The sequence below is a fragment of the Rhodococcus sp. WB9 genome (assembly GCF_007558985.1).
GTDB classification, from domain to species: Bacteria; Actinomycetota; Actinomycetes; order Mycobacteriales; family Mycobacteriaceae; genus Rhodococcus_F; species Rhodococcus_F opacus.
Window position 1 is genome coordinate 6,936,551 of record NZ_CP041769.1, and the last position, 13,671, is coordinate 6,950,221.

Genomic DNA, 13,671 nt, shown 5'->3' on the forward strand with positions numbered 1-13,671 from the left:
GGACGAAAAGGGGGCTCAACGGCCGGATTTCTGCTCGTGGATCCACGCGGCAATTTGCGTACGCGAGGTGAAGCCAAGTTTGACGAGGGCGTGCTCGACGTGACCTTCGACGGTGCGTTGGGAAATCACAAGCCGGTCGGCAATTGCCCTGTTACTCAATCCGTCGGCGACCAGTTCAGCCACTTGTTGCTCGCGTCGGGTCAGGCTCAGCGCCTCGCTACTCGTCGCGGGCACCTCGGCCCGCGTTTCTTCGCCCAAGGCGTAGGCAACCGCCTCGTCCGCGCTCAGTGCTGCGCCTCGCTTCATTGCGGCCTCAAATGCTCTTTCACCGAGAGAGGTTCGAGCGTGCTGCCGAGACTTCTCGTGCAAAGTGGCAGTGTTTGTCAGAGCGGGTGCGCGACCACCGGTAGAGCTGAACAGTACGTCCGCAGCGCCCAGCAGCACCGTGGACCGTTCCGGCCTCTGTTCGACGTCGGTCCACGCAAATTGCTCGAGCGCCCAGGCGTAGCTCAGCTGACTTCCCACCATCCGGGACAGCCGCAGACCGTCCTCGAGGAGCGCGGTTCCACGCTCACGTTCTCCGTGCTGCCACATCGCGAAACCATAGTCACACAGCGCCATTGCTCGCCATATTTTTTCCTCCCGCGACTCGGTGAGCGCGATGAGCTCCTCGTAGCTCTCTGTAGCTCGCTGGATGTCACCGGTCATCTCGAAGGCGAGCGCCAGCCAGACCAGTGCCGGCACCAGCTGGTTGAGGTCGCCTTCGGGACGGAAGACGTTGATCGCGTTCTCGAGGCTGGCGATACCTGTCCGAACCTCTCCGTTGGAGACGGCGAGGCACCCCTCCGCGAAAGCGACCAACGCATCGAGGTCGGCACCCCCGACCCGGGCAGCCAGCAATCGTGCTTGGTCCGTCGATATGGTGCCGGCGGCAACGTCGCCCTGCAACGCGGCCAGCATGCTGCTGGTGCACAGAGCCTCGATCCGGTCGAAGGGTTGCTGACCTTCCTGACTTGTGAGTGCACGATCGAGCCAGTGACGGCCTTCGCTGAACAACCCTCGCACGAACCAGAATTGATACATCGCGGTGACGATGCGCATGCCCGCTTCTGCCTCGCCGTCCTCGCTGAGGCAGAACTCCATGGCGTCGCGCAGATTCGGCTGCTCACGCTCCAGTCTGGCGATCCACTCCACCTGCAGCGGACCGATCCATTCGGTCTTCGCGCGCAGCACGAGTTGCTCGTACCAATCTCTATGCCTTTTTCGAAGGTCCCAGTATCCGCCGGCTTCGTATAGTTTCTCTTGTCCGTATTCGCGAATCGTGTCCAGCAGTCGATACCGCACCACCGACCCGACCTCTTCGCGGATCAAGACCGACTTATCGATCAGGGACGTGAGCAGATCGAGTAACTCTCCGTCTGGCGGGTCCGCGGCGAGGACCCCCTCGGCAGCGTCGAGCTCAAAACCACCGGCGAACACCGCCAGCCGAGCCCATAACCACTGTTCCTGCGACGAGCACAGGTCATAGCTCCAGTCGATGCACAACCTCAAGGTCTGCTGCCTCGTCGGTGTTCCTCTGCCGCCTAGCGTGAGAAGTCGGAGTCTGTCGCCGAGGCGCTCTCTTATCTGCTCGACCGACATCGCCCGCAATCGTGCCGCCGCCAGTTCGATCGGCAAGGGCAGGCCTTCCAGACGCCGGCAGATTTCAGCCACCGTGCCCATGTTGTCCTCGGTGAGCCTGAAATCCGGCACTGCGGCGCCCGCACGCTGCTCGAACAGGGTCACCGCGTCATATCGGGAAATCTCGCGAAGCGTCGCCGTCGATCGCGTCAGCTCCGGCAGCGACAGCGGGGGTACTCGAACCACTACCTCCCCACGAATGTCGAGAGACGCACGGCTCGTGGCGAGGATTTGGACACCCGGGCACGTCCGCAGTACGACCTGTGCAACATCTGCAACTGCCTCGACTAGATGCTCGCAATTGTCCAGGACTAACAGGATTCGTTTTTCCGCCAGGTGTTCGGTGAGTACAGTCATGGGCGGCCGGACGGAGTGATCCTGTAAACCCAGCGCACCCGACACAGCCTGCCCGAGCAGGTCCCCGTCGTGTAGTTCACCCAGTTCGACGAACCAGACACCGTCGTCGTATGTCCTGCGTGAAACGTCGCCAATCCGCAGGGCGAGCCGGGTCTTGCCCACGCCGCCGGCGCCGATGAGAGTTACCAGCCGCGATCCGGACAGCAGCTTGCGGGTGTCTGCCAGCTCGTGCCGACGGCCGACGAAGCTGGTCAGGTCCAGTGGAAGATTTCCGGATTTGCCTCGCCTCGACTTGGCATGCACTCCGATGTCCGCTGGGGGCTCACTTTCGGGCATGGCCGCATCCATTATCGAACCGGCACATTACGCAGGAGGCTGAATTGACGGGCGCGTTCGATGCGCCGAGCCGGTCGGCCAATCCGAAAGAAGTCGGCCGTACAGTCATGCGCCACCTCTTGACAAATCGTGCCCGCTATACGATGTACGTTTTACAGCCTGGTGACGGCGAGTTCAACTCCCCTGGCCCGCTCGACTGCGGGCGTCACCGCGGTATGGCCAGTCCCGCGAGATTCACGCGTCGACCCGGTCGTCGGATGCGGCGAGGGGGTTCCCTCGTGAACGGATTATCCGTTCCGATTCCAACGGTCGGCTGGTAGTCCGATTTCACGGCGGGCGTTCCGACCCGATCGAGCAAGCACGCAGCGCACCCGGCCGACGTTTTCGTTTGCTGTGACGAGCCGGGCTGTTGCTCAGCCGAAGGCGGTGATACCGCGCTCCGTCACGGGAGCCGCCGGGCACAGGTCGGGGAGGTCGTGTCCCATCCGGTCCCGTTTGGTCTGCAGGTACCCGAGATTGTGGTTGTTCGGCCGCGGCAGTAGCGGAACACGTGCTGCGACCTCGATGCCTGCATCCTGCAGACAGGTCACCTTCTGCGGATTGTTCGTCAGCAATCGCACCGACCCGATACCCAAATCTCGCACGATCTGCGCAGCCGTCCCGTAATGCCGGGCATCAATCGGCAGACCGAGATCCAGATTCGCGTCGACGGTGTCCCGGCCGAAGTCCTGCAGACTGTAGGCCTGCAGCTTCGCCGCCAGTCCGATGCCGCGCCCTTCGTGCCCACGCAGATAGATCACCACACCGCGGCCCTCGCGCCGGATCCGCTCCATCGCCTCGGTCAGTTGCGGCCCACAATCGCAGCGACACGATCCGAAGACGTCACCGGTCAGGCACTCCGAATGCACTCGCGTCAGCACCGGGCCGGTATCCGAGACGTCACCGTGCACCAGCGCGATGTGCTCGGTGCCGTCGATTTCCACGCGATATCCGAAGGCAGTGAAGTTGCCGTGCCGTGTCGGCAGCCGGGTCGCCGCGACCCTCTCCACGAGCAACTCGTGCCGCCGCCGGTATCCCACCAAACTGTCGATGGAGATCATCGCCAGACCGTGCGTGTCAGCGAAGTCCCGCAGTTCAGGAGCCCGCTTCATGGTGCCGTCGTCGTTGACGACTTCCACCAGCACACCCGCCGGGGCCAACCCCGCCATCCTGGCCAGATCCACCGCGGCCTCGGTATGGCCGCGACGCACCAACACCCCGCCCTCGCGGTAGCGAAGCGGGAATACGTGACCGGGCCGCGTCAGATCCGACGGCACCGAACCCGCATCGGCAAGCACCCGAGCCGTCCGTGCCCGATCGGCCGCAGAGATCCCCGTGCTCACACCATCGGCGGCGTCCACCGACACCGTGTACGCCGTGCGCATCCGGTCCTGGTTGTGCGGAGTCATCAACGGAATATCCAGCCGGTCGAGCATCTGAGGCGCCATCGGCACACAGATCACCCCACTGGAATACCGAATGGTGAACGCCATCAGCTCCGGTGTGGCCTTCTCCGCGGCGAAGATGATGTCACCCTCGTTCTCCCGGTCCTCGTCGTCGACGACCACGACCGCCTTACCGGCCGCGATGTCGGCGATCGCCCGCTCCACACTGTCCAGACGGACTCTGTCGCTCATGGGAGTGCTCCTGCCTTCTCGATGGGAGGGGCGGGACGCCCGGACGAGGGCGTCCCGCCCCTGTCAATCTCTTTCCAGAATGAGGGCGTTCGCCATTCCGCCCGCCTCACACACCGTCTGCAACCCCCGTCGCTGGTCTGCGTCCTCCATCGCATGCAACATCGTCGTCAGCAATCGACACCCAGTCGCTCCGAGCGGATGACCGAGCGCGATCGCGCCCCCTCGCGGATTCACTCGATCGATGTCGGCCTCGAGATCCGACTGCCACGCCAGCGGCACCGACGCGAAAGCCTCGTTGACCTCGAAATGATCGATCTGATCGATGCCCAGTCCGGTTCGGGCCAGGATCTCCCGGCTCGCCGCGATCGGCGCCGTCAACATCATCAACGGATCGTCACCGCAGGCGTAGAAGGACCGGAGCCGGGCCCGGGGACGCCACCCCATTCGTCTGGCTGCCCGTTCGCTGGCGATCAGCACTGCACTGGCACCGTCGGTCAACTGGGACGAGTTCGCCGGCGTGACGTGCCATCGCAATTCCGGGAACCGGTCGGCGTACTCCTCGGTGCGGAAAGACGGTGTCAGCGCCCGGATCGAATCGAGGGTGGTACCGGGACGAATGGTCTCGTCCCGGTTCACCGTCTCTTCCGTGGCCGGCACGCGAATGGGCACGATCTCGCGCACGAAAGCACCTGAGGAGTCCGCCCGTGCTGCGAGTTGGTGTGAACGCGCCGCGAACTCGTCGAGTTGTTTCCGGTCGAGATTCCACCGCTGCGCGATGAGTTCGGCTGCGACGCCCTGGGGTAGCAGTCCTGGAGCGTACCGCTCGTTTACCGAGAGACCGTAGATATCCGCGCCCTGACGATTCGATCCCATCGGCACGCGGCTCATCGACTCGACGCCGGCGGCGATCACGATGTCGTAGGACCCCGCCATCACGCCTTGGGCGGCGAACTGCAACGCCTGCTGACCGGAGCCGCATTTGCGCTCGATGGTCACGGATGGCACATGTTCCGGCAGTCCTGCTGCCAGCCACGCCATCCGCCCGATGTTGCCGGACTGCTCGGACGACTGCGTGACACACCCGACCAGAAGATCGTCGACCTCGCCGGGATCCACCGCCGTTCGCTCCACCAGCGCGGAAACCACCTGCGCCAGCAGCTCGACCGGATGAACACCGGCCAGTGCGCCCGCCGGGCGGGCTCGGCCCATCGGCGACCGGACCGCGTCGATGACGACCGCGGAGTTCATGTCGCGTTCCCACTGGTTCGCCGCATGGTGCTCACCATCGGGTGACGACCAGTTTCTGATCGGTGAAGAAATCCAACGGCGCAGCACCACACACATGCAGGTCACCGTAGAACGAGGCACCGTACCCGCCCATCGTCACATTCGCCGGCGGCGCCGGAAACGCATTGACACCCACATTGCCGGCCCGGATACCCCGCTCGAACTCCGCCGCCACCGCACCAGAGCTGGTGAACACCGCGGCAGCGTTACCGAACTCGGTATCATTCGACAACGCGATCGCCTCCGCGAGCGTGTCCACCCGATGCACATTGATCACCGGACCGAACAACTCCCGACCCTCCACCCCGTGCCGCGGATCCAAATCAGCAACAATCGTCGGCCCGATGAAATAGCCGTTCTCCGACCCCGCCCCACCCACCGGCTTCACGTTCCGACCATCGAGGACGAACGTCGCACCCAGATCCTCCGCCTCCCCCAGCGCCGCCAGGATCCGCTCCTTGCTCTCGGCGCTGACGACCGGGCCCATCGTCACACCCTCGGTCATACCGTCACCGACCACCCACTGATCGGCCAACGCCACCACACGGTCCATCAGATCGCCGTAGACGTCACCGACCACCACCACCCGACTCCCCGCCAGGCACCGCTGACCCGCCATCCCATAGGACGAGGACACGATCCCGGCCGCCGCCCTATCGAGATCCGCATCCGGGGCCACCACGATCGGATTCTTCGCACCACCATTGGCCTGCACCCGCTTCCCGGCCGCTGCCGCCGCCCCGTAGATCGCCCGCGCCGTCGGCGACGACGTGATGCACGACACCGCCACCACCGACGGGTGGGCGATCAGGTGCTTGACCACATCCGCCCGGCCGTGCACCAAGTTCAGCACCCCATCCGGCAGACCCGCCTGCTGCAGCAACCGAATCGCCGCGGTGGACGCGAGCGGATCCTGCTCGGACGCCTTGATGATCAACGCATTACCGGTGACCAGAGCCCACGCCGAGAACTGCACCGTGTTCATCACCGGAAAATTCGACGGCGTCACCGCCACACACACCCCCAACGGCTCCCGCACCCGCCGCGCATCCACACCAGTGGTGACGTTCACGGCGTCACTGTGATACAGCATCGGAGCGGCAATCGCCGTCTCCAAGAAATCAACGGCCCGCCCCACCTCACCGCGCGCCTCATCCAACGTCTTACCCTGATCGATCGTGATCACCCGAGCCAACGACTCGACATTGTCCTCGAGGATCACCTTCATCCGATACAAAAACCGCACCCGCTCCGACAACGGCCGCGAACCCCAGTCGGCGAAGGCACGAGACGCAGCCACCACCGCCGCCTCCGCATCCTCGATCGTCGCCGGCACCAACTCCGTAATCACCCGCCCCGTCGCAGGATTGAACACATCGATGGCATCCACTCCCGACCCCGGCACCCACCGACCACCAATCAAACACGTAGCCGTCAAATCCACATCGGTCATTGTCACTATTCAAACCCTCACTACTCGAAAATCGTTGGTAGGTGCCGCCGACTCGACGAACACGTATGGACGGTTCGGCCCTGAGAAGCCGATGAGTTGTTATGACGTCGGCGTCAGTGTTCGGTCGACACCGTAGGTAACACCGAGTTCGCCGCCCACATCGTGGGCTTTGAGGCGCGGAAGCACCTCGGAGGCGAGCAGTTCGAAGTTTCGGGATGACACTTCGGGCGCCATGCCTCCGAAGGACGGTGCGATCAGGACCCCGCCCGCGTCCAGTCGATCGACATACTCGAGAATCCGGTCGACGACCTGATCCGGCGTTCCCCACACCTGGAGATCGGCGAGGAAGTCACAGAAGCCGTCGACTCCGTGCTTCTCGATGTTGCGGCTCAGCCCTGCGTAGTACTCGTAGCCTTCAATTTTCGCGAAGCCGACGTTGTCGAATTCGTAATGCTCGACGGTCGACTCGGCGTAGCGCCGGAGGTAAACATCGCGCATCTGCCTTCCTTCGGCTTCTGTCTCTCCTACTCCGACGAAGACGCAGATGATCGGCTTGGCCGGCTCCTCGCCGTTGATCTCGAGGTAACGGGTACGGTAGTCGCGCATCTCGGCTTCCGCTTTGTCCCAGGGCTTCTGCGCGATGACCATCAGCCCGACCTGAAGACTTGCCATGAGGTCGATTGATTGCGGAGACACCGCCGATGCGAAGGTGCGACCGCGGAACGACGCATACGGCGCGGGGCGCAGGTCCATGGCGGGCTGTTTGTACAGTTCGCCGTCGGCTTCGATGACGCCGGACTCGAGACCGTTCAGGATCGCTTCGGCATACTCCGCGAAGAGCCTGCGGGACTTGCCCATCTCCACCCGGAAGCCGTCGAACTCTACCCGGCCGAGTCCTCGGCCGATGCCGAGCATCGACCGGCCGCCCGAGAGATGGTCGAGCAGGATGAAGTTCTCGGCAGTCCGAACCGGGTCCTGCCAGGGAAGAACGGACACCATCGTCCCCAGTTTGACCGTGGATGTCTTGGCCGCAAGCCATGAGAGGAACTGCGGGACATCGGGTGTCATGCCGTAAGCAGTGAAGTGATGTTCCGGCGTCCATACCGAATCGAATCCGGCGGACTCTGCCCGCAGCGCGAGATCCAGCTCGTTGCGGTAGGTCTCCGCGTCCGAGACGTTTCCGTCGATGTTCTGAAATACGAGAGTGATGCCGGTGTGCATCTCTCCTCCTTCGTCGAGTGGTGCGATCGGTCCTACCGACCGGTTGGTATGTAGTGTAGCGGCCGAAACCTCGGGGCGCCAGAGGCAAATCACCGTCGAATCAGCTGATTCGTGGGACCGCGCCCGGAATCACCCCGCGGGTCTGCCGCACAGCAGATCGGCGGCCTTCTCACCGATCATCACGGTCGCAGCATTCGTGTTGCACGAGACGATGCTCGGCATGACCGACGCATCTGCGACGCGCAACCCGCTGACGCCGCGCACCCGAAGGTGCGGATCGACCACCGCCGTCGCGTCAGTGCCCATGCGACAGGTTCCCGAAAGGTGGAAGAAGCTGCTGACACTGTCGTGTATCGCCTTCTCCAACTCCGGGCGGTCGAGGCGAAGTAGTGCGGGGGCGTCGGAAATGCCGCCCCATTCGTCGAATGCGCTCGTCTCGGCGAGTGTGTTCACCACCTCGATTCCGGCGATGAGCTGTTCGATGTCGTACGGGTCGCTGAGATATTTCGGATCGATCAGCAGCGGCGCTTCCGGGTCGGAAGACGCCAGGCGAATGCTTCCGCGGCTTCGCGGGCGCATGTGCCCGATCCCGAAGGTGAAACTGTTCTCGGCTGGCCGTTGCCACGGCGTGTGGTAGTCGACCTGGATCTGCACGATTTGCAACTCCGGCCGGGTCTGAGACGGGTTCGTCTTCGCGAACAGCGTCGACTCGGCGTAGTTGCCACTCGGTGGGGGCAGCTGTCGATCCCCGCGCATCCGGACTCCCGCCAGCAGGATGTGGTCCTGCAGGTTCAGGCCGACCTCCGGCGAATCGATCACCGGTTGCACGCCGACCAACTCGAGGTCTCGGACCGGTCCGACGCCCGAATGTAGCAGCAGCCGCACGGAATCGACTGCACCGGCGCACAAGACAACGTCGCCGGCCGACGCGGACCGGATCGAGTGACCGTCCCAGGTGTACTCCACCCCGCGACAGCGATCGCCCACGATGACGAGGCGTCGACAGATCGCCCCGGTGCGAACTGTCAGATTTGTCCGGCCGAGCGCCGGCCTGAGGTAGGCACTCGCGGTGCTCTGTCGCCGGTTCCCGCTGATCAGCAACTCATGGCACGCTGCCCCGAGTAACTCGCCACTGTTGAGGTCTGCTGCGACGGCGTGCTGCGTCTGCCGCGCGGCCTCGACGTGGGCGATTGACAACGGGTGGGGCGAGTCGATCGGCCGCGGCGCCAGTGGTCCGCCCCGACCCCGGAATCGGGGGTCGCCGTCGGGGACGTCCTCGGAGCGCATGAAGTAGGGCAATACCGAGTCGTAGTCCCAACCCTCAGCGCCCTCCGCGGCCCACGAGTCGTAGTCGACTCGGTGTCCCCGCAGGTGCGCCATGACGTTGATCGAGCCCGAGCCGCCCAGGACCTTGCCGCGGGTCGCGGGGACCGTCCGCCCGAGAGCCTTCTGCGGAACCGTCGCGTAATTCCAATCCAGCTCGCTGCCGGCCAAACTCGGCCAGGAACCTGGGTTCTCGATGTCTGGTCGTCGCTCGGAGCCGCCGGCCTCCAGGAGCAGGACCCGGACCTCAGGATCCTCGGTGAGTCGCGCGGCAAGGATGCACCCGGCGGTTCCGCCGCCGACGACGATGTAGTCGTAGGTGTCCATGATGCTCTACCGCCCGACCCCGACCGGCTGCACCGCGCCTGCCGTCACGGTATTCGCGTTCGGAACTTCACCGAGCAGTTCTGCTGACATGATCCATCCTCAATGTCGTACGGATAGAGGGGCTCTCATCGTTCTCGAGAAGGGAGCGCCGATCTCGGATATCTCGGGGAACGACCGCCTGAAGTCACTGATTCAGGCTGGAGCGCGTCCGGTGCGTGAGGCTTCTCGACAACAGAGGAACGCCTTCCAGCCAGGAAGCGCGACGCCGGCTCAACAGATAAAACGAAGTTCATCTGCGCTTACATACTAACCGGGCGGTACGTAACGTTGTGAGATGACGTTACCGCACTACGCGTCAGGGGGTCAAGAGATCGCGACGATACCGCTGGGACCGCGGTTCACCCGGATACCGCGAACCCGCCGCATCACGGTAGGCGCTAACGAGCACGGCCTCCACGAAGGGACATTCGTGGAGGCCGGGTGGTCGAGGAGTGCAGCTCAGGCGTCCGCTGGTCGCTCGATCAGTCCGTCGATGAGGATATCGGCGTAGATGGTGCCGATTTCGCGGGGGGTTACCGAGCCCTTCAGGTCCAGCCAGACGTGTGTCCACGCCCCCATGCCGATGATCCCGAATGCCACAAGTCGTGCCGGGCCCTTCTTTCGGAACACACCCTCCTGCATGCCGCGCTCGATCACGTCGACGAAGAAGCGCTCGAACTCGTCACGCTTCTGCTGGATCTCGGCGAAGACATCCGTGGGCAGGAACTTCCGTTCCTGCATGAACACCGTGATCTCCGCCTTGTAGATCGACATCGGTTCGAGTAACGCCTCGGTGATCAGCCGTCGCAAGATCTGATCCGGACTCTGCTCCTTGTCCGCCATGACACTGCGCGCACGCCCCAGCTGATAGTTGATGAACTCGTCGTGCACCCGGTAGAGCAGGTCTTCTTTGCTCTCGAAATGGTGATAGAAGGCGCCCTTGGTCAGCTCGGCCGCATCGGCGATGCTCTGGACAGACGTGGCCGCGTACCCGTTCCTCTCGAAGAGCGCAACCGCGTTCTCTAGCAGGGCACGCCGAGCCCCCTCGGGGTCGCGGACCCTACGGCCGCTCGTCTTGCCACTCGAAACCTTCGGCCTCGCCACGAAACTTCCTCCCTGGCTGTTCAGCTCGCCATTCATCGCCGAGTGCGCCATCCACCTCGAGCACTCTGCACGAAGCGGGTAGGCGCGATGCTACGGGCACGCCGGCGCACTACACAACGCCTCTCGCACTCTCGCAGTATACATCCGTACCAGTCGGCATGATATCACCGTCCGACGAACCTATCGAGAGTCTTCGGGGTCGGGGAGGTCCCGGAGGATCTGGACTGCCGTCATGGCGGTCGGCCAGCCGGAATAGAACGCGAGGTGAGTGGCGACCTCCACGAGTTCGTCGACTGTGAGGCCGTTGTCCAGTGCCGTGCGCAGATGAAAGGGAAGCTGGTCGGAGCGGTAGAGCGCGATCAAGGCAGCGACCGTGACGAGGCTTCGGTCCCGAGGTGTCAGTTCATGTCGTGTCCAGATGTCGCCGAACAGGGTGTCGTCGGTGAGTTCGGCCAGCTTCGGAGCGAACGAACCGAGTGCCGCTCGGGCAGGGCCTGGGCGTCCCGTGTTCACTGCGCCGGCGCGGTGCGCAGCGCGTTCGTCAGCGGGGCGCCTTCTCGGGACAGCCAGGTGCTGACCGTGTCCGTGAGGTGGTCGAGTTCGGAGTCCACGACGTAGAGACTCCGAGTGGGCACGACGGCACCCAGTTCGACCAGCAGCGGTCGGAGGTGGACCTCGCCGGCCATCGCATGTTGTGGGGCACCGCCCACCATCACAGGCACCGCTGTGACGCCGTCGAGTGAGACAGAGCCGAAACGGTCGAAGAATGCCTTGAGGAGGCCCGTATAGGTCGCCTTGTAGGTCGGCGAGACCACGATGAGGGTGTCGACTCCGCTGACGAGCTCCATGTCCCGTTGCACCGTCGCGGAGTCTGCGTCCAGAACGTCTCCGCCGTGCATCGCCAGATCGACGACAGGGCCGACCCTACCTCCGACCGCATCGGCAACTTGACGGCCCACCTCCGCTGCGACGGTCGCCGTGCGCGAACCCGGCCGCGGGTTTCCGACCAGAATCCCGATTGCGATTTCGCTGCGCACCATCGACTCTCCGCGATCTCTCGCCAACGAGTATCCGCTCATACCTGCGATCCGACGGCCGTGAAGAATTCCCGGCGTGCATATGCCAATGCATGGCAGTCCTCGCGCACTCCCCCGTCGACCACGGCACCGACCACGATCGTGTGATCGCCGGCCTCGACCATCTGCTCGACCCGGCACACTGCGAACGCCGCGGTGTTCTCCGCGAGTACCGGCCCGCCCAGTCCGCCGTCCGGGGCCGACCATGCATGTCCGTCGAACTTCGAGTCAGACTTGACCGCGAAGGCCAGCGCGACGCTCTCGTGGCCGTGGGCGATGTAGTTGACAGTGAAGGATCCCGACGAGCGCACCGCCTGCAGGGTGTTCGACCCGTGGTCGAGGCACGCCAGGACGAGCGGGGGATCCAGGGAGACTGAGCACACCGCGGACATCGTCAGACCCTGGTGCCTTCCGTCGTCACCGGTGGCAGTGACGACTGTGGCGGGGCCCGGTGCGTACGCCATGATGTGCTTGAACTTGCCCAGGTCGATCATTGTTCTCTCCTAGCTGGATCGGGCTGACGTGGTGCGGCCGGCGGCGCGAATCGCGTCCTGGACACCGGGGTTGTACGCACTGGCTGCTTGTGCCCAGGACTCGAATCCCACGGTCACGTCGAAGGAGTTCTCGGCGGCGAGATTCACGGCTTGTTTCATGTCGCGAGCGAGCGACGGATGCACATGGGCGATTGCTTCTGCGAGAGTGAGTGCTTCCTCGAGCGGGTCGTCGACGTAGACGTCTGCGAGTCCTTCTTTGTGGGCTTGCCTGCCGTCGAGCGTGCGGCCGAGGAGAGCCGTGCGCAGTGCGCCTCCCCGCCCCAACCTCTGCGTCAAGAAGAAGGTACATCCGCCTCCCGGATGTAGACCCAGCTTCGCGAAGGTGGCGCCGAATCTGGCGTTCGGTCCGGCGATGGTGATGTCGCATGCCAATGCGAGATTCAGTCCGGCACCGATGGCGTGTCCGTTGACGGCGGCAATCGTGGGGTATGGAAGCGCCCGCAGCCACAGGAAGCTCTCGTAGTACGACAGTTGACGGTCCCGCATGCTCGACGGGGTCGCGTCGTTCACGCCGAAGATCGCCATGAGATCCGCTCCGGCACAGAATGAGGTCCCGGATCCGGTCACCACCAGGCACCGCGTTTCAGTGTCGGTGGATAGCTGGTCCGCCGCGTCGAGTAGCTGGACGCGCATGGCGGGGCCGATGGCGTTCCGCTTTTCCGGGTCGTCGAGCACGAGTACCCGGACGCCGTTGTCGTGGCGCTCGATGCGGATCTTGTCGAATTCTGTCATTCCCAGTCCTTCTGTGAGGTTCCGGTCGACACCCATGAACGTGGTCCGACCGTCGGCGTTCATTACCGACTCAACGTGCGTCGGGACGTACCGCGACGGCTTCGATCTGAACACGCAGGTTCGAGGCGATACCGAGGACGAACGTCGACCGTGCCGGGTACGGTCCCACACCGAAGGCGTCCTTGTATGCATCGAGGAACTCGAATCGATATGCCTCGTCTTGCAGGTAGCAGGTGGTCTTGACGATGTCTCGCAGTGCGAGGCCTGCGTCCGCCAAGATCCTGGCGACGTTCTCGAGGCAGATCCGGGTCTCGTCGGCGATCGATTCCGCCTCCGTACGCCTCGCCATCGTCTCGGGGTCGATCGCCAGGCCCGCGGCGTAGACGAACACGTCGGTCGCGGTACCGGACGACAGGCCCTGCGGGCTGAAATTTCCCAGTTCTGCGGGATTCAAGTAGTCGATCATTTCTACCTCGTCTTTCGTTTGTACGGTCTGGTTGCGGTCA

12 protein-coding genes are annotated in these 13,671 nt (G+C 64.0%); all 12 read right to left on the reverse strand.

Annotated features, from left to right (window positions below; translation table 11 throughout):
* Positions 1-15 precede the first annotated feature (15 nt).
* Positions 16-2,373 (reverse strand): LuxR C-terminal-related transcriptional regulator, encoded by a 2,358-nt coding sequence (locus FND50_RS32340; protein WP_144288443.1) that lies wholly within the window; start codon positions 2,371-2,373, stop codon positions 16-18.
* Positions 2,374-2,786: 413 nt separating this feature from the next.
* Positions 2,787-4,049 (reverse strand): bifunctional 3,4-dihydroxy-2-butanone-4-phosphate synthase/GTP cyclohydrolase II, encoded by a 1,263-nt coding sequence (locus FND50_RS32350; protein ID WP_144288444.1) that lies wholly within the window; start codon positions 4,047-4,049, stop codon positions 2,787-2,789.
* 63 nt (positions 4,050-4,112) lie between these two features.
* A complete protein-coding gene (locus tag FND50_RS32355; protein ID WP_144288445.1) occupies positions 4,113-5,297 on the reverse strand; it encodes a thiolase family protein in 1,185 nt (394 codons plus the stop codon).
* A 31-nt stretch (positions 5,298-5,328) separates the two neighbouring features.
* Complete coding sequence (locus FND50_RS32360) at positions 5,329-6,726, reverse strand: aldehyde dehydrogenase family protein (protein WP_260850780.1); 1,398 nt, start codon at positions 6,724-6,726, stop codon at positions 5,329-5,331.
* A 162-nt stretch (positions 6,727-6,888) separates the two neighbouring features.
* Positions 6,889-8,010 carry an LLM class flavin-dependent oxidoreductase gene (locus FND50_RS32365; protein ID WP_144288447.1) on the reverse strand — a complete coding sequence of 374 codons (1,122 nt, stop codon included), beginning with the start codon at positions 8,008-8,010 and terminating at the stop codon, positions 6,889-6,891.
* 129 nt (positions 8,011-8,139) lie between these two features.
* Positions 8,140-9,660 carry a GMC family oxidoreductase gene (locus FND50_RS32370; protein WP_144288448.1) on the reverse strand — a complete coding sequence of 507 codons (1,521 nt, stop codon included), beginning with the start codon at positions 9,658-9,660 and terminating at the stop codon, positions 8,140-8,142.
* 498 nt (positions 9,661-10,158) lie between these two features.
* Positions 10,159-10,803 carry a TetR/AcrR family transcriptional regulator gene (locus tag FND50_RS32375; protein WP_257225986.1) on the reverse strand — a complete coding sequence of 215 codons (645 nt, stop codon included), beginning with the start codon at positions 10,801-10,803 and terminating at the stop codon, positions 10,159-10,161.
* Positions 10,804-10,983: 180 nt separating this feature from the next.
* Entirely contained in the window at positions 10,984-11,316 is a 333-nt protein-coding gene (locus tag FND50_RS32380; protein WP_144288450.1) for a carboxymuconolactone decarboxylase family protein, read from the reverse strand.
* Positions 11,313-11,843 (reverse strand): NADPH-dependent FMN reductase, encoded by a 531-nt coding sequence (locus FND50_RS32385; protein ID WP_144288451.1) that lies wholly within the window; start codon positions 11,841-11,843, stop codon positions 11,313-11,315. Before FND50_RS32385 ends, FND50_RS32380 begins: the two co-directional genes overlap by 4 nt.
* Positions 11,844-11,878: 35 nt before the next feature.
* On the reverse strand, positions 11,879-12,373 hold the full coding sequence (locus FND50_RS32390) for a flavin reductase family protein (protein WP_144288452.1): 495 nt from the start codon (positions 12,371-12,373) through the stop codon (positions 11,879-11,881).
* 9 nt (positions 12,374-12,382) lie between these two features.
* Positions 12,383-13,165: an enoyl-CoA hydratase-related protein gene (locus FND50_RS32395; protein WP_144288453.1), complete on the reverse strand. Its 783-nt coding sequence runs from the start codon at positions 13,163-13,165 to the stop codon at positions 12,383-12,385.
* A gap of 70 nt (positions 13,166-13,235) precedes the next feature.
* A complete protein-coding gene (locus tag FND50_RS32400) occupies positions 13,236-13,631 on the reverse strand; it encodes a RidA family protein (RefSeq protein WP_260850781.1) in 396 nt (131 codons plus the stop codon).
* Between the last annotated feature and the right edge of the window lie 40 nt (positions 13,632-13,671).